This window comes from Hydrogenophaga intermedia (genome assembly GCF_023715105.1).
In the GTDB taxonomy this organism is placed as follows: Bacteria; Pseudomonadota; Gammaproteobacteria; order Burkholderiales; family Burkholderiaceae_C; genus Hydrogenophaga; species Hydrogenophaga intermedia_A.
Genome location: NZ_JAMBNO010000022.1, coordinates 43,241 through 59,352 on the forward strand (window position 1 = coordinate 43,241; position 16,112 = coordinate 59,352).

Annotated in this window: 20 protein-coding genes; 4 read left to right on the top strand and 16 right to left on the bottom strand. The window is 62.4% G+C overall.

The genetic code is table 11. From position 1 onward, the window contains the following. Positions 1-5: 5 nt before the first annotated feature. The 11 genes from virB10 to M3149_RS18440 are packed head-to-tail and all read right to left on the bottom strand — an operon-like array spanning position 6 to position 9,103. Positions 6-1,343, bottom strand: coding sequence for a type IV secretion system protein VirB10 (gene virB10 / locus M3149_RS18390; RefSeq protein ID WP_251710944.1), 1,338 nt, complete (start codon positions 1,341-1,343; stop codon positions 6-8). Beyond that, positions 1,340-2,254, bottom strand: a complete 915-nt coding sequence (locus tag M3149_RS18395) for a TrbG/VirB9 family P-type conjugative transfer protein (protein WP_251710945.1) — start codon at positions 2,252-2,254, stop codon at positions 1,340-1,342. Before M3149_RS18395 ends, virB10 begins: the two co-directional genes overlap by 4 nt. Then, positions 2,251-3,021, bottom strand: a complete 771-nt coding sequence (locus tag M3149_RS18400) for a virB8 family protein (protein WP_251710946.1) — start codon at positions 3,019-3,021, stop codon at positions 2,251-2,253. Before M3149_RS18400 ends, M3149_RS18395 begins: the two co-directional genes overlap by 4 nt. A gap of 44 nt (positions 3,022-3,065) precedes the next feature. Next, positions 3,066-3,761 (bottom strand): type IV secretion system protein, encoded by a 696-nt coding sequence (locus tag M3149_RS18405; RefSeq protein WP_251710947.1) that lies wholly within the window; start codon positions 3,759-3,761, stop codon positions 3,066-3,068. 26 nt (positions 3,762-3,787) lie between these two features. After that, positions 3,788-4,822, bottom strand: coding sequence for a type IV secretion system protein (locus M3149_RS18410; protein WP_251710948.1), 1,035 nt, complete (start codon positions 4,820-4,822; stop codon positions 3,788-3,790). 15 nt (positions 4,823-4,837) lie between these two features. Beyond that, positions 4,838-5,245 (bottom strand): hypothetical protein, encoded by a 408-nt coding sequence (locus M3149_RS18415; protein WP_251710949.1) that lies wholly within the window; start codon positions 5,243-5,245, stop codon positions 4,838-4,840. Then, entirely contained in the window at positions 5,242-7,752 is a 2,511-nt protein-coding gene (locus M3149_RS18420; RefSeq protein WP_251710950.1) for a VirB4 family type IV secretion/conjugal transfer ATPase, read from the bottom strand. The genes M3149_RS18415 and M3149_RS18420 overlap by 4 nt, the downstream gene beginning before the upstream one ends. Next, positions 7,736-8,068 carry a type IV secretion system protein VirB3 gene (locus M3149_RS18425; protein ID WP_251710951.1) on the bottom strand — a complete coding sequence of 111 codons (333 nt, stop codon included), beginning with the start codon at positions 8,066-8,068 and terminating at the stop codon, positions 7,736-7,738. The genes M3149_RS18420 and M3149_RS18425 overlap by 17 nt, the downstream gene beginning before the upstream one ends. 18 nt (positions 8,069-8,086) lie before the next feature. After that, a complete protein-coding gene (locus tag M3149_RS18430) occupies positions 8,087-8,377 on the bottom strand; it encodes a TrbC/VirB2 family protein (RefSeq protein WP_251710952.1) in 291 nt (96 codons plus the stop codon). Beyond that, positions 8,374-8,883, bottom strand: a complete 510-nt coding sequence (locus M3149_RS18435; RefSeq protein ID WP_251710953.1) for a lytic transglycosylase domain-containing protein — start codon at positions 8,881-8,883, stop codon at positions 8,374-8,376. The genes M3149_RS18430 and M3149_RS18435 overlap by 4 nt, the downstream gene beginning before the upstream one ends. Positions 8,884-8,893: 10 nt before the next feature. Then, entirely contained in the window at positions 8,894-9,103 is a 210-nt protein-coding gene (locus M3149_RS18440) for a hypothetical protein (protein WP_251710954.1), read from the bottom strand. Positions 9,104-9,338: 235 nt separating this feature from the next. Between M3149_RS18440 and M3149_RS18445 the strand changes: the two genes are divergently transcribed. Then, positions 9,339-9,509: a hypothetical protein gene (locus tag M3149_RS18445; RefSeq protein ID WP_251710955.1), complete on the top strand. Its 171-nt coding sequence runs from the start codon at positions 9,339-9,341 to the stop codon at positions 9,507-9,509. Positions 9,510-9,790: 281 nt separating this feature from the next. Here the strand turns inward: M3149_RS18445 and M3149_RS18450 are convergent, their stop codons facing one another. Together M3149_RS18450 and M3149_RS18455 are read right to left on the bottom strand one after the other, a co-directional pair. Further along, positions 9,791-11,089: a Y-family DNA polymerase gene (locus M3149_RS18450; protein ID WP_251710963.1), complete on the bottom strand. Its 1,299-nt coding sequence runs from the start codon at positions 11,087-11,089 to the stop codon at positions 9,791-9,793. A gap of 41 nt (positions 11,090-11,130) precedes the next feature. Then, positions 11,131-11,505 (bottom strand): LexA family protein, encoded by a 375-nt coding sequence (locus M3149_RS18455; protein WP_251710956.1) that lies wholly within the window; start codon positions 11,503-11,505, stop codon positions 11,131-11,133. A 191-nt stretch (positions 11,506-11,696) separates the two neighbouring features. Between M3149_RS18455 and M3149_RS18460 the strand changes: the two genes are divergently transcribed. Then, complete coding sequence (locus tag M3149_RS18460) at positions 11,697-12,350, top strand: SOS response-associated peptidase (protein WP_251710957.1); 654 nt, start codon at positions 11,697-11,699, stop codon at positions 12,348-12,350. Between the two features lie 260 nt (positions 12,351-12,610). On the opposite strand, the gene M3149_RS18465 is transcribed toward M3149_RS18460, so the two are convergent. The 3 genes from M3149_RS18465 to M3149_RS18475 form a co-directional block, all read right to left on the bottom strand. Next, the gene (locus M3149_RS18465) at positions 12,611-13,894 is read right to left on the bottom strand and encodes a hypothetical protein (protein WP_251710958.1); all 1,284 of its coding nucleotides are present in this window, start codon (positions 13,892-13,894) and stop codon (positions 12,611-12,613) included. A 13-nt stretch (positions 13,895-13,907) separates the two neighbouring features. Then, positions 13,908-14,144 (bottom strand): TIGR02391 family protein, encoded by a 237-nt coding sequence (locus M3149_RS18470; RefSeq protein ID WP_251710959.1) that lies wholly within the window; start codon positions 14,142-14,144, stop codon positions 13,908-13,910. A 123-nt stretch (positions 14,145-14,267) separates the two neighbouring features. Continuing rightward, on the bottom strand, positions 14,268-15,035 hold the full coding sequence (locus M3149_RS18475) for a hypothetical protein (RefSeq protein ID WP_251710960.1): 768 nt from the start codon (positions 15,033-15,035) through the stop codon (positions 14,268-14,270). Positions 15,036-15,214: 179 nt separating this feature from the next. Here M3149_RS18475 and M3149_RS18480 point away from each other — a divergent pair, with 179 nt between their 5' ends. Both M3149_RS18480 and M3149_RS18485 read left to right on the top strand, forming a co-directional pair. Further along, positions 15,215-15,478, top strand: a complete 264-nt coding sequence (locus M3149_RS18480) for a hypothetical protein (protein ID WP_251710961.1) — start codon at positions 15,215-15,217, stop codon at positions 15,476-15,478. A gap of 300 nt (positions 15,479-15,778) precedes the next feature. Then, positions 15,779-15,988, top strand: coding sequence for a hypothetical protein (locus M3149_RS18485; protein ID WP_251710962.1), 210 nt, complete (start codon positions 15,779-15,781; stop codon positions 15,986-15,988). Positions 15,989-16,112 lie beyond the last annotated feature (124 nt).

The following is a 16,112-nucleotide window of genomic DNA, read 5'->3' on the forward strand; positions in this document are numbered from 1 at the left end:
CGCCTTCACCTTTCCCGCGGCTGGAGTTCGTAGACCGAGGAAAAGTCCACGTCGCGGGCGACGTAGATGCCGACGATGCCGCCCTGGTTCTGGTACAGCAGGGGCGGGATGTTGATGGTGCTGTCCAGCACCTTCTCGGCCAGCTTGCTGGTGTTGTCGGTGGTGGACGGTAGGACGATGGTGTCGGCCTGCTGGTCTTGCGTTTGGTTCTGGATCACCAGCTTCACCGAGTCGTCGATCAGCGAGAGCAGCATGGCGGCACCGATGCGTTCACCCCAGCGGTTGTCCACGTAGCCATCAATGCCGGACTCGCCGAGCTGGCCGGTGCTGGGCGACTCGATGTCCACTGTCACACCGTGCGGCGTTCGTACCCGGGTCCACAACACCGGTATACGGACCGTGCCGGTGCGAACCGACGAGATGCGGTACTCGCCGTCCAGGTGCGAGCCGCGTTCGATCAGCAGCACGCGCCCGTTGTCGCCGTACACGTTGCGCTGGACCTGGCAGCCCACCAGGCCCGACGTAGCGCTGATCACCCTGGTTTTGAGGGCGCAGGTGAAGGCCGTGCCCTTTGGCAGCGTGAGGCTGCGGTCGCCCAGTGTGCTGGCCGCGACCTTGGGTGTGGCGGAGCCATGCAGTTGACCGCCGAACAGGCCCGCAGAAGGCGCAGGCAACCCCCCGCCCGATGAGGCACCTGCCATAGATCCGAGGGCACCAAGGTTGGTCGAGTCGCCACCCTGGCCATTGGTCATGGCCGTGCTCTGGGTCAGGTTGTCGAGCAGGCCCTGCAGTTGTCTCTGGTAGGTCTGCAGGTTGCGGCCGGTGTTGGCCATTGGATCGTCCGGATTGGCCGAGGGGTCGCCGGGAACCGTTGCGTTGGGTAGGACCGCTGAGCTGGAGTGCACGCCAGGACGAGAAGACACGATTAGCACCGGGGCATCGTCTGCAGAGATGCCTTTGGGCGCAGCAGCCCCGCCGCTGCGCACCCCGATAGGCTCAGCTATCTCAGGGGTGGACAGCAAAGCGGGCACACGCGGTGCGGGTGGAGCCGTCATGTCCAGTGCGCGTGTCCCGGCGCTGGCGGCGGAGGGCTTGTCGCGCACCAGCTTGGCGTCTTGGTCTGTTGCAGGGCCACTGGTGAAATAGCGGTTGATGGCAAAGCCCGCGAACAACACCAGTGTCAGCACCATCATGCCGAGCCCCAGCGCGCCCTTGCGCGACCAGTTGACGCTGCGTGCCGCCGTCACCTGGGGGATGCCGGGCTCTCCCGGCAAAGGTGTGATGGTGTTGCCGTCCGCAGGTTCTGGGGTCGACGGGTTGTGGGCGTTGGTTTGGTCGTTCATGGCCTGACTCCAGTGGGGCGGTTGTCGAGAGAGGCGTTGACACCCTTGAGAACCCGGTGCACACCCGGGACAGTGGTCGCACCTTCTGCCGGGGTGCCATCCAGATCAAAGGCCTCGTTCCAGATGCCCACGACCGCGTTGCCAGCCCGCAGCATCAGTTTTCGGCTGACGCGGTCCACCACCAGCAGGTCGTCTTCCATCCGGGCGTTGACCAGGGTTTCGCTGCCATCGCCGAGCACATGGAAGACCGCTGGCACTTCGCGGTTGCCGGGGAAGCGCAGGTAGGTGAATCGCCCGTCGTCATAGACCAGGGTCGGCACGATGTCTTGCGAGCCTGATCCTTCGGCCAGCGAATACTGGGAGTTCATCACCGTGGGGCTGGCCTGCAGTCGTTCAGCCACCACCTGTTGCGGCGTCGGCTGGGCTGGCAGGGGGGGCAGGGCGGCAAGTGCCGCCAGGTCTTTCGCTGACAGGCCAGTGTTGGGCTTGGGTTGTGCGGGCGCGTTGACGGTCAAGCGGTAGACGGGCTGTTGTCTGTCGCCGTCAGGCAGGACCACGAAACGCAGCGCATGCGTGCGCCGGTCCGTGACCACGGCCAGGTTGTTGGGTGCATCCGCGCCAGACTTGGCCTTGACGAACAGGTTGCGGCCCCCCGGTTGCGCCGCCACGCACCAGACGGCATCGGCCTTGCTGCAATCGCCGCCTTGGCCTGCGGCCACTTCGGTGATCACTTCGTCTTGGGCGAGCACCACCAGGGTCACCATGCCCCGTTTGACGGGGACGGTCACCACCGCCGTCGGGTCGTAGACCACGTCGCGCAGGCGCGGGTCGGCCGATTTCGGATTCGCTTGAGCGAACAGGCTCGAAGACACGGCGCAGGCAGCCAGTAGCGTCAAGACAGTGCGCTTCATGGCCGTGCTCCCGCTGCCTGGGTGTTGATCTCTGGGTCGGACCGGTAGGCGGTGACCACGAACCCGAACGGGTTCTCCAGCCGGTCGGCTTCTTTGGCGAGCACCTTGGGCTGGTACTGGTAGACGATGCTGGCCACGTGGCGGGTCGTGACGTCCGGCAGGTTGCGGTCTGTCAGGCGGACCACCTTGTCGTAAGTGACCGTGGCGTCGCTCAGGTTGCCGCTTCGCCCGGAAGCCCGCAGGCGCACCCCCACGATGTTGATGCGCCATTCCTCAGCGGCGCCGATCTTCTTCTGCAGCGCGCCGTCACCTTCGAACTGCCGGTTGTATTCGGCGAAGACACCCGGCACCGCCATGCGCGCCACCTGGTCAAAGTCGCGCTGCAGGAACATCCAGCTGTAGCTTTCTCGCGCTCGCACGAAGGCCGCCAGGTTGTGCTTGTCCAGCGCCTCCATGGCGGGGATGGTTTCTTCGCTCAGCCGCTGCTGGATGGTGGTTTCGCCAGTGACGCGGTCCACCACGATGGGAATCTCCACCACGCGGCGCAGCGGCCCCTGCACGAACACGGCAGCAATTCCGACCAGACCCAGAATCAAACCGGCCACCGCGACCCGCCAGGCCCGGCGTTCCGAGCGTTCGAGCATCAGGGATCGGTCGATTTCCCAGTCGCGGTTCGCGTTGAAGGGCGCCGATTCAGCCTCGTTCGACGGTTCAGGGGGACGTTTTGGCCATGCGGCGGCTTTACCTGACAACAGGATGGCACTCATGGGGTTCTCCGGTGGGTCTGGGGGGCGGCGGGATTCAGGCGGGTTTACGGCAGAAAATCCGCTACCTTGCCGGTGCGGCCCAGCATTTCGTACTGCCGTTCGCGCTCGCGAGATCGGGCGATGCGTTCTTCGCTGTCGGCCATGCCTTGCAGCATCTGCACTTGCGACATTTCGTGTGCCAGCAAGGCGTTTTCAGCGCCGATTCGTGCCTGGACTTCCTGCACCGACTTCTGATCGGTGGTGGCGTTGATCTGGGTCATCAACGACTGGATCTGCGTGAGTCGGCCCGCCGCGGTCTGCATGGCGTCTTGCAGCAGCCCTTTTTGTTGATAGGGCTGCGCCAGAGTGGCCTGGCACTGGGTGCGGGCGCCGCCGGTGAGGTCCATGCAGTTGTAAATCATGCTCACATCGCGCAACACCTTGGCCGTGGCGTTGAGCCCGCTGTAGCCCGAGGTGTTCACCGCGTTGAGGTAGGTGAAGGCTTCGGCCGGAACGTAGTTCTTCAGCAGCGGGTTGTTGAACACGTCGCCCAGATTGCGAATGCCGTTGATGCTCTCGATCTGGGTTTGCAGTTGTCGAATCTGCTGAATCTGGTTGTTGATCTTGGTGATGTCGTTGATGACCTGCTGGACGGTCTGGACCAGGTTGGCCACATCGATCACGGGAATGCCGGTGGCTCGGGCCTGGGTGGCGCCCAGAGCAATAAGGACGGCAGCAGCTACTTTGAGGCGGGTGTGCATGGTGAACTCCTTGGCGGGTGGGGTGGTCAGGACCGGCCGCGTTGGGCGGCGAGTTTGTAAGCGGCGGAGCGGGCAGCGCCGTAGCCTCGGCGGGCCATGGACGCGGCGGTGTGTGGAAGACCGGCGCCTGCACGGATGACGCCGCCAGCGCTGGTGACACCACTGGCGCTCCGAGCCGACGAGGCAGAACGCAGGCCCGAAACCATCATGGCGTTCTGGATCATCTGGATGCCTTGCTGGATGGCGGCACCGCCGGTGAGCGCCGAGGCCAGGCTGGGCGCCTGAAAGCAGATGATGGCCATGAGGACCATGACGACGCAGTACTTCAGGCTTTCCCCGACGACGTTGAACGTCGAGCCCTGAAATCCACCATTGACCTGAACGGTTTGCACAATCGCATCGCCCATGAACGCACTGATACCCAAGGCGAAAAATGCAAACCAGGTCAGTACGACGGCGTTCAACACCATGGACAACCAGCTGTCGAAAAAGCGTGCAGTGGGACGCCAAGCCAGACACAAGACGAAGAGCGGACCCACGGCGATGACGAACGTCAGGAAGAGCTTGGCCAGCGTGACGACAAAGAGGGCGATGCAGAGAAACACGACGTTGCCGATGGAGCAGACCACGGCAGCGAAGAGCAGGTCCAGACGCATGATTCCCGCGTCCTTCAGCAGATCGAGCACCAGTTGACTGGCGCCGTCATTGAACCTGTCCAGTAGTGCGTAAGGTGAAGAAATCGTGGTGGGGTCTGCGGCTGCCGGTAGAAACGTGGTGGCCACTCCCGTTGCCAGCGCATTGGCGGTGTCGGCCACGTTCGCGATGTAAAAAGCCGATTGCAAGGCAAACGCCAGCACCAGACCGATCTTGAACACCTTCCAAAGAAAGGTGGGCACCGTCTCTGGAACCTCATTGCGCAGAACGGCCCACCCATACAGCGCCACCCAGATCGTCATCGCCGTCAGTGCGATCGGTGCGATCCCGGCCATGAGCGAACCCACGACGCCGATCACGTAAGTGCTCAGGACCGCATCGAACTGTGAGCCGACCCAGGCAAACATGGGATGTCTCCTCAGCTATTGAACAGCGCTAACAGGGAGGCTTTTCAGGCTGACGCACTTCCCCGAAATGTCGGGTTGAGCGCACTGCACCCACTGGCCTTTGAGCTTCACGATCCACGCGCGTGATCGCTTTTCAGCGCCGTAGGTTGAGGGCCTGCAGGTCGTGGGTCGCGCAAAGACCTCGGTGCACTCGACCAGACCCGAATCGCTCTCCAACATCTTCCAGCCACCGCCAGCGCAGCCAGACTTGGCGGCTGGGCATGGCGAACCCAAAGCCACCGACGGTAGCGGCGGCACCTCCACCTTTTGGGTGCCATCGGCCATGACACGGATCGCCTCATTGCCTTTTACGAACTGGGCCGAGGCGGCGCTGGTGGCCAGCGCCAAAGCGATCAGCGCAAACCGTTGAACGTGGACTTTCATGGGGTTCTCCTTGAAGTACGGGATTTGCGATCCTGAACCTCGCGCAGCAGCACGGGAAGCCACAGAAACGGATCGTTACCGTGCCGTTCACGAACGGTGTCGAGCAGGGCCACGTTGTCGGTGGTGGCCGAGAGCACGGTGATGAAATCGTCCATGCCGCTGAGGTCCAGCTCGCAGATGGCGCTGCTGTGGCCTTGCTTGACGAGGAAGCGGCGCCCACCCTGCGCGCCGAGGCTGCGCACGATGCCGAACTCGGCCTCGCTGAGTCCAAAGCCTTCGACGTATTCCTCGCGCACCGCTTCCGGGTTGGCCAGGAAAATCTTGGTCACGCTTTGTTCGACCATGGTCCGCCCGATGGGATGGCGCAGCACATCGGACGGGCTCTGGGTGTCGAAAATGCCCAGGCCGTTTTGCTTGCGAATGGTCTTCTGCTTCTGTTTGGCGAAGTCACTGAAGATCTCGTGGTCCAGCGCTTTCCAGAATTCCGAGATCACATAGATCAGGCGTTCGCCGTTTACCAGCTCTTCCATGACATGCAGCAGGTAGAGCATTACCGGCGTCCTCACCTCGGGCAGGTCCAGAAACTCGGTGGTGTCGAAGGCGATCACCGATGCCGCATCCAGGTCCGCCAACTGGTCGTTGGCTTGGTCGAACACCCAGCCCAGGGCGCCACCTTCACACCAGCGCCCGAGCCGCTCGTACAAGCTGTTTTCACCCGACTTCGGCAGGTTCTGGCGAACCGTCGAGAAGCGGCGCAGAGCTGTCGGCATCATGGCCACCGTCTTGACGGCGTCGGCAATCGCCCGCTCATCGGCCGGTAGCAAGGGCAGGGCGGGCGTGGCAATGCAGATGCGGATCAGCTGTTCCCAGAACTGGATGCGTGCTGGCGTGGGGTCGCGCTGCAGCGGGTTCAGGTGGGTGGGCTTGCCCGCTTCGAGAGTGAAATAGCGGCCGTTCAAGGCCCGAATCGCGATCTCGCAGCCTCGGTCCAGGTCGAACAACACCAGCCTTGGAGCCGGGTTCCACTTTCGGGTGAGCGTGAGCAGGAACATCTCCAGCGTGGTCTTGCCGACGCCTGTGGAGCCGATGATGAGGGTGTTGCCCGGCAGCTTCTTGTCGGCAGAGTCTTCGCCTTCGGGGCTGCTGTGCAGGTTCAAATAGAAGGGCTGGCCCGATGGGGTGCGCAGCAAGGCCAGCGCTTCTCCCCAGGGGTTGCCGTCGCGCTTGCCCCGGGCAAAGTTGTGACCGCTGGCAAGGGCCGCGAAAGCGCGGGACGACAACTTGGCATCGCGCGGACGCCATTGCCAGTTGCCGGGCATCTGAGCAAACCAGGCAGCATCGGCCACAAGATCAACCGGCGACATCTGCAGGCTGGACGCCTCGCCCACCGCACCAATCGCCTGCGAAGCCCGTCGCCCGGCATCTGCCAGGCTGTCTTCCCCTGGCTGACCGAACACCACCAGGCTGTAGTGGTATTCGCCCATGCAGAACTGCCCATCCCCCAGCTCGTTGAGCGCTTCGTCCATGTCGGCGATCTGGCTGGCCACCACGTCGTCGCTGGCGATCAGCTGGTCGCGTTGCAGCTCCAGCGCTCTCATGGCTTCGCGCCGGGGCAGTATCGAAAAGCTCTGGGTTTCGATGAACTCGCTGTCTTCATACAGAAGCGAGTTCAAGATGCCCGGCTCCACCGCGTCAGCGTATTCCTTGATGTCCACCAGGGCCGCGCAACGGCGCTGTTCGCCGTGGCGCAGTTCCAGTTTGTCGCCACCGAAAGAAAGGCGGGTGGTGGGCAAGGTTCGGTACAGCGGCCCCGCCGCAAGGGGCACCGGCCTCCAGCTGCCGTTGACCAGGTAGCCCAGAAACTCGGCCAGCTCGGAGTACCGCCTTGAACCTTGCATGCGCGCCCCCAGCAGTTGAGGGCCAAAGCCGCGCAGCACCCGGTGCACAAACGCGGTCCTTTCTTCCAACACGCGCAAGGCTTCAGCATGCGCTGCGGCGATGGCGGTCTTCGAACGCTGGGTCGATTGAAGTGCCCGGCTGAGGCGTGAGGCATTGGGCCGGTAGACGAGCGTCAGGTACAGCTCGTTGCTCATCATGGCGTGCTTGCCCAGCCTGACCTGGTAGGCCTGTGACAGGTCGCGTGCGAAGCCAGCTTGCAGCGGGTCTTCCAGTTGGTCCTGGATCTTCCGGTGCAGCCGGTGGGTCCACACGGCCCACTGGCCGCCGGCCAGATTGCGCAACAGACTGCACAGGGCTTCATGCCGTTCGGCGATCAGGTGTTCGTCGGCGCATTCAAAGGCCACGCCGTCGAGGCGCCACACGCGCATGAAATCGCCACCTCGCGTGATCACGTCGTGCTCGCTGACCAGTGAGGAGAAAGGCACAAACCGCGAGAGCGGGTTTTCCTTCAGCGCTTGTGCCCAGTGGCGCGGCTGTGGCTGCCCTGCAGCAGGTCGCCCGAGGCGACGACGGGCCGTGCTGCCAGATCGGTCAAACATGCCAAACATTGGAGCCTCCCCGGTAGAGCGTGGGCGAGTAGCTGCGCGCGCGCCAGAACCGCCGGTTGCGGTCGTGCAGCTTCAGCTTGAGGGCCACAAAAATCTGCCGGAACCGCTGGTCATCGCGGGCCGTCAACCAGCGCATCCAGAGCAACACCGGTGCAATGGAAAGGACCACACCCAGCGCAAGCCACCAGCTCACCAGGATGCCGCCCCACATGATCAGCAACATGCCGGTGCCAATCAGGATCACCAGCGGAACCAGCGGGATGCCTAGCTTCATGGCCGGGCGCGTGGCGCCCTTGTAGATGGCTTCGGCCTGCATGGTCTGCACCTTCAGCCGTCAGCTGACGATGTAGCTGGCGAAGGCCGCCGCCCCACCCACCAGCGTGCCACCAATCAGCACGTTGGCCACATCGGCCAGGCGTGCGCCTTGAAAGATCATCTTGAAGCCTGCCCAGATGATCGCGATGGTCACCACCGCAATCGAGATCGTCACCAGGATGGTGTTGACGTTGGTGACCGTGGTGTTGATCTTGTCAAAACCCTGCGCCCAGCCCTTGGACGCTGCAGCGAACAGCAGCAGGGCGGTTGCGGTGTGGCGCTGGGGAACGATGAGACGAAAGCGGTTCATGACGGCTCCTTCACGGGGTTGGGTTGACTGATGGGGAGAGGGTTGCGGGCTGCGGCGACCACCTTGCGCACGTAGCCATGGCGAAAGCCCGTGGTGAAGTTGCCGCTGTAGTAGCAGGAGAAGGCGGCGCGCAGGGCTGCTTGGTCTCCCGCTTTGCGGGGCGACTTGCGTCGCGCCCGCTCGAAACACGCGCTCAACACAGCCTGCATGGCGGCCAGATTGGTGCAAGGCTCGAAGGCCGATTCCAGCGACAGTCCCAAGCGCTGGAAGTTGCCCAGGTTGATTTGCCCGAGGCCCACGCTGAAGTTGCGACCGGCCGCCTGCAAAGCCTGCGCGGTGGCCAGTGCCTCGGTGCGTTGGCGGGGTTGGCGTTGCAGAGAGCCGCCTACGACGCCGATGGCCCAGGGGTTGAAGGCGCTTTCAACAGAGACGAGCGCCTGAGCCGTTGTCAGGTGGACCTGTGGCGCGCAGGCCAAGGCCAGTGCTGCGAAGGTGGAGGCTTCCATGGCGCAGCCCTCACGGACGGGAGCGAAGCCAGTTGGCATGGTCGTTGTCGTACCGGGTGTCCCACTTGCCAAGCTGGGACTTCGCGACCGGGCTGAAGTCCGTCACGGTATCGCCACCCATGTCCCACCAGGTGCGTGTGAACTGCTTGCCGTCGATCGTGATCGTGATCGCCCCGGTGTAGTCGCAGGTGTAGATCGGTCCGCTCTCGGTCTCATGCACTTGGGTGTACTGGGGTGGGCAGTTGCCGGGCGCCCGAGCCCACACATTTCTCGCCGAATTGCCCGCGCCAGACATACCGCACATGGGGAACGCCTTGCCCCGAGCCAGATCCCGTAGCACCTTTCGGATCGGTGGCACACACTGAGGGACAGACTTCCAGCTCGGTGCCGCAAAGCACAGCAGAACCAGGCAGCCATCGACGGCGCGTGCCGTCGATGGTGCGAGGAGCCCCAAAGTGAGCAACATGCTGACGGCGGCGCTCGCCAGCGTTGCCGCCAACTTTCTCGGCGAGTTTGCCGCTTCGGTGGATTGCCAGCACCGGGTGTCGGCGGGAGGTGGATGGTTCATGGTCAAGTCCCTCGGATTGACGCTGTTCTTGATGGGGCATCGGTTGCCTGCTCTCTGAACACCGTGAGGTCAATGTAGGACTTGAAACCCCCTGCGCCGCTGCTGGATTTGGGCTGTTTTCCAGCACATTCGTAGCGCGCGAGGCCCCTGCCGTCTTGGCGCGCCAGAAAAAAGAAACCCGGCACGAGTGCCGGGTAAATCAAAGTCGCTGTCACACGACTTTTCAGGGAGGAGGGGCGGCTGTTCAGGCTGCCCCGAGTGCATTATCGATTCGGCTGGCCCGAGCCGTCTATGAAAACTTGCGCCTGGGTGCATCGGGCACACCTCCATTTGGGCATGTCAAGCGCGTACCACCGGCATGTCTTCCCATCGGGTCGTGTATTGGGGCGTGCGGCGTTCTTGTTTCATGGACCATCGCCTCTGATCGCCCTGCAGCCCTGTGCTGCCCAGCAGCACCGTACCTCTGCCGTAACGTCGGTTGAGCCCGTCCAGCGCACCCATCAGGCGCCCCTTGTCTCGCTCGTCCTCTAGCTCCAGGGGCAGCTCCGTCTGGTGCACTGAGGCCGGTTGCAGCTCCAGCAACATGACCCCGGCTTTGGCGTACAAGAAGTCGGGCTTGTAGATGCAGTGCAGGCCGGCCAGCGCTGCCTCAACGATCCGGCTTGTGTCCGATGTCGGCCGACGCAACGGAACCACGATTGAGCGGCTGTACTGTGGGTCGGTCCGAAATGGACTGGTCCGAACGAAGGTGAGCACCTGGCAGGCATGGCCGTCTTGGCGGCGCAGCTTCTCGGCCGCTCGGCTGGCAAATTCGCTCACGGCCTCGCTAAGGTCACCCAAGGCACTCACCGTGCGGCCGAATGAACGGGTACAGGCGATCTCTTGCTTGTCAGGTGCAATGTCCTCAAGACCCACGCAGGGCTGCCCCTGCAGCTCCCGCACAGTGCGTTCCAGTACAACCGACCAGCGCTGGCGAACAGTGCCGAGGTCCATGCGAGCCAGGTCCAGTACCGTTTGAATGCCACCGTCTTTGAGCTGCGCCCCAATGCGGCGTCCGACACCCCAGACTTCGTCGACAGAGGTCGCAGCCAACACCGCTTCCAATGATGCTCGGTCCAAGGCCGCCAGGTTGCAGATCTGGGCCAACTCCGACGGGTAGCTGTCAGGCTTTCGCTCGGCGGTCTTGGCGATGTGGTTCGCCAGCTTGGCCAGGGTCTTGGTCTGCCCGATGCCGATGCAGCAAGGAATGCCCACCCACTGCAGCACGCGCTCGCGGATGGTTTGGCTGCGTTTGAGCAAATCGCCGCGAACCCCGGAAAGATCGACGAAGGACTCGTCGATGGAATAGACCTCCTGCCGGTGCCCCAGCCCGGCCACCAGGCTCATCATCCGGTCGCTCAGATCGCCATAGAGCGGGAAGTTGGCAGACAAGGCCACCAGTCCCTGGGATTCCGCCATGTGGCGGATCTTGAACCAGGGTGCGCCCATGGCAATGCCCAGGGCCTTGGCCTCGTTGCTGCGGGCGATGGCGCAGCCGTCGTTGTTGGAGAGCACCACCACCGGCTTGCCGTTCAGGCTGGGGCGGAACACCCGCTCGCAGGAGACGTAGAAATTATTGCCATCGACCAGGGCATACAGCGGGGAAGCCATGAAGCATTCGCAGAGAAGTTCAACCAACTTCAGCGCTTGAACTGCTTGATCGCCGCGATCACCACGCCCCAGACCTCCACCGTCTGGCCCTCGGTGGGCACAATGTCGGCAAAGGTCGGGTTAGCCGCTTTGAGCTTCAGGCGCCCACTGCGCTGCCAGAGTTGCTTGCAGGTGAAGTCCCCATCGACCACCGCCACCACGATCTGGCCATGGCTGGGCTTGATCGCCCGGTCCACCAGCAGCACATCCCCATCAAAGATGCCTGCCTCACGCATGGACTCGCCGCGGACCGTCATGCTGTAGGTTGCCTGCGGGTGCTTGATCAGGTGTTCGAGCACGTCGATGCGCTTGGCCTGGAAATCTTCGGCCGGTGACGGAAAACCCGCTCGAATCCGGGATTCCAATTGGAAGGCGGGGAGGGTGCACTCGGCAAAGGGCCTTGGTGTACTGCAGCGCCCCGACTCAGTGCCGGGGCGCAGGGGTGGCAACTGGAACTCTGTTGTAATACTGGACATAACAACAGTATAGAAGCCAGGCTCTTCGTTTGGGGAATGCTTCATAAAAACGGATGGGCATCCGCGCATAGGATGAAGGCATGTGCAGTCACTACGAAGGGGTGCGGGACACCCAGGTCTTACGGAAGATGTTCCAGGCGGAACCTCCAGCCGACATTGGCAAAGCCGATCTGTGGCCGGGGTACCAAGGCCTGCTGATCCGCCGTCCCCGAGAAAAGGACTCGGGCGATGACGCGGTGCCGGAGCGAGAGGTGCTGCCGGGCCTGTTTGGCCTGGCGCCCCACTGGGCGACTGACCTGAAGATCTGCCGCAGCACCTACAACGCCCGCAGCGAAACGGTGGCCACCAAGCCGAGTTTTCGGGATGCGTGGAAAAAGGCGCAGCACTGCATCATCCCGGCCCAGGCCATCTACGAACCGGACTGGCGCAGCGGCAAGGCCATTCCAACACGCATCGAGCGAGATGACGGTCGGCCCATGGGCATTGCGGGCCTCTGGTCGGCCTGGAAGTCACCCCAGGGGGAATGGGTGCACAGCTACACCATGCTGACTATCAACGCCGATGCCCACCCACTGATGAACCAGTTCCACAAGCCGACCGACGAGAAACGCATGGTCGTGATACTGCCTGAGGCGGCCTATGACGAGTGGCTCGTGGCCACGCCTGAACGCAGTGACCAGTTCTTGGTACCGTTTGCGCCGGAGAGGCTGAAGGTGGGAAGTGAGCGAAATTGAGGGATGGTAGGGGACTGGTCTGCAGCGTCAGCGGCCGTTCGTTCCCGCGATTGCGTGGCAGCTTTTGGAGCTTTGCCGACATGGAGACGCAGTTTTTCGTGCGAAGGGAAGATACCGTGAAAGCCCGACTTCGAATCCAGGTCGCTGGCTCTGGCAGCTTCCTTCTTTGTGAGTCGATGTGATCTCTTTCGCGGAATTCCAATGGCTCTTTCACCGCCTGCTATCTTGGCGAAGACTGTTTCTATTCTCACATCACATCTTCACTTACTCGGCGAAAGGGCTGCGCTATTGCGATGTAGGCCCGAAACCACCGCAATCAACCTGTTGATCGGTTCGGCCAGCCGCTTCGGCAATACGCGATGCTGGGTATGGGTTTTCAGGTCGGCGATCCAGCGATGCGCAACCCACACGTCTTCTTCGGGATGGTTGTTGTCCACGCCGTTGCAATACTTGTAGCCGACCAGCGCATCAGTGTGCGACAGCAGGATGCGCGCCATCGTCATGTGGAAGCGATGGGCCTGGAGATCCGCCGGGCCTTTGGGACGCGGCAGGGTCAGCCGTAGGCATCGCTGGCCGTTGAACTCACTCCAGTCGGGGCCAACGACCTGCCCCGCGCGTTCCAGCATCTTGCGCGACTGTTTAGTCTTGCCATTGACCAGGCCAACGGCGACCGTACCCTTGTGGTACTCCAGCTTTTCGGCGAGCAGGTTCATCCAGCGCACCAACTTGTTCAGAGTCTCATCGTCGGCAAACACAAGGAACTGATGGCGTTGCTCGTCGTCCAGAAACGTCGGCAATTGCCCGTAGAGGGGGTACATCAGGTCGTGGAGATAGATGTAGGTCTGCCGGCGTCCTTGCTCGTGGCTCCGCGTGGTCGCGGTCAATACTTGCTGCGCCCACTCAGGCGTGAGTTCGTCCAGCTTCATCTCGGTGATGTCGATGGAGATCAGCGGAAATCCGAGCGACTTCCCGATCAGCGCCTTGCGCCCGTCGAAGGCATGGCCGAGTTCGATTTCAACGCCGCCTAGCACCATCGGCTCAGCCTGGACCGGCGGCCCGAGCACAGCAACGTCGAGCCGGAATTTGCTTCCGAATGGCGTCTCTAGGGGATGCTCGGTTTCCACCTGGTCGGCGCCGAGCAATAGGTTGCCTTCCAGCGGATAGTCCGACGCATCCGCATCCTTGAACGCCCACGGCATCGCCAGCCCGGCATTCAAACGTCGTGATAGTTCGGCTGCGACAAGTTCTTTCGCACACCGGTGTTCGGGACTTTCCTTCACGGCGCGCCACCGAGTGGCTTCTTCATCGTCGAAGTGCGCTTTGGGGTTAAAGGTGTGCTGGGCAGGAAGTGCGCGGAAGTGGGATCGCCGACGCAGCTTCCCGCCTTCAAAGGAGGGGCTGACCCACGTCACCATCTGCCGAGATGCGCCGGGAGACACCAGGGGCCACAGCTTTCGCGCATGTTCCCGGCTGCGAACATCGCGCGCGGCGATCGTGGTCTGGAAAATCCCTTTCCGAGAGAAGACAACGATCGCCTCGTCCATTCTTGTCCTTCCCTTATGGCGATACGGCCGCGAATTTCGTGGTGCCATCCAGCTTGCGGTGAATCAGCGATACCAACGTCAGGATGTCCAGTGCGTCCTGTTCGGACATGGGCCAATTCGTCTTTGGTGCATGGGCCAGTGGATTGCGTACGGCGCCAAACAGGCCGATCAGCAGGTTGGTGACAGAGGTGGGACAACCCAGGTCATCTAAGATGCTGAATTCAAAAGCATTTTGACCGAGTACGCGCAAATTGGCCCATGAATCCTACTAGGTCTATTCGCCGTGCTCGAATCCATTAAGGGTCAGTTGCAGGGGATCGCGCCGGATAGGCTCATTGTTCCAACGATCCTGCCGATCCCACACCTCAGCGGATCAACGCGGACACCACTCGAGTTCGCCGCCCGTAATAACACCAAACGGATCGGCGCCCAGGTAAGCGGAAAGCCCTAGACGAAGTTCCATCACCTTGTCCCGGCGGACCGATTGCGGGACCTCAATGCGGCCGAAGCAAGTCGCCAAGTAGTCACAACACTCAACCCCCAGTAGTTGCAAATCAGGGTCCAATTCTTTGCTCGCGAGTCGCTCCATCGCACCCAATAGATGCAGGTGGTACTCGCGTTCCTTGCCCCGTAGTTCAGCGCTGCGCATGGCATACAGCGCGTCCGTCAGGCCCCGCCTTTGCTTTAGAGCTCCGGTCCTGACATGTACCCATTCATAGTCTGGGAATCCTTCCAGATCGTCGAGCACGACCTTGATGCCGCGTGGCACCTCCCACGTCGGATAGCGGCGCTCGTACAGGTCTGACAACTCGACATATCCGATGGGCGTCGGGTCGAGCAATCGCCAGACTACCTCCCGCAACACAGCGAGCGCTTCGGGCGCATAGAGGGTTGCGTGGTACATCCACCTGGAGGCATTGGCTGGGTCCCGTGCAAGCCGCGACAAATTCTTCTCGACATCCGGCTGCCCAAGTTTTTTCATCCGGTCGAAGGCACTGCACCGGGGCCCTAGGGCATCCCCGTAGGCCTCGATCAGCTTGGATTCGAGGTCGTAGGGTCCCGAGGCGCCGGTCTCGTCCAACAGTGCCTGAAGCACCGCCTTCGTCTTCCAGCGCTGGATCGCTCTTTGCGCCCGATACATCGTCGGCTTCGCCCAAAGAGAGGACCGCGGGACCAAGTCGATCACGCGTTCGGCTGGAACTGCGCGCAGAAATGAATTACTAAACAAGTTTTACTGCTGAATTGAATTACTGCCTCAACGCTAGACGGAGTCGTCGCTCGATTCGTAACCTGCGCAACTTGACGGTAGTTGGATGAATGATGCCAAAAGTCGGCCTGTACGCTCAGACTCTGGACGAAGAGGAACTCCTCGGAGGCGCCGCGTTGCGCGAGGCGCTGGGCTTTCGTACGGGAGAAGCATTTCGCGCGGCGGCTCGCGGTGGCCGCCTGCCAATCATGCTGGTGAAGATTGAGGGGCGCCGCGGGTGGTTCGCGAGCGCCAGCGAAGTGCGCAACTGGAGGGCCGGCATCCTGGCGAAGCTGGGACCGGTCCGGGCTGCGGGCGAGTCGCCCGGAAAGGACTAGCGACGAGCAAAGAACCGAAACACCGTCCGTAGACCACCCAAAATGGAAAACGCCGCACAGCAAGCTGGGCGGCGTCGTCACTGCTCTCAGGTTGGGGAACCTTGAGCAGCAGTGTCGGCGCAAATGGCTGGGCTGTCAAGCCCTGAGGTCAGGCCGTGCCTTAAACGGGGCGGCCTGGGATCGAGGACGCGATCCCTCAAGCGCGTGGTACCGCATCAGCGGCGCCATCTGAAGAAATCCCTGTGGCTCTGGCCCGCGCATGCGGTGGCCGCCTCCATGGGTCTTCGAGACCTACACACCATGAAAGACTTTACCCGCTGGGGCGGACGCACTGGGCGTTATGCCGAATTTCGTGGCGCAGTCAGTCGCTGCTACGACCCGATTTCCCGACAGCACGTGCAGTTCGCTCACGCCTACGAATACGAGGGCTGGTTGCACGTACGGTTCGATCCGGACACAACCGCAATCACCGTGAAGGCGGCGCCGGTTGTCGCCGAGGTGGAGGGGTGACCTTGCCCTCGTTCTGTGTAGCTCTTAGCCCGACGATTACGCGGCCTTTTTTCGCTGTGCCTCGTACCAGCGTTGCTCGAACTGCATCGGGCTGAGATAGCCTAGCGACGAATGCAGCCTGCGG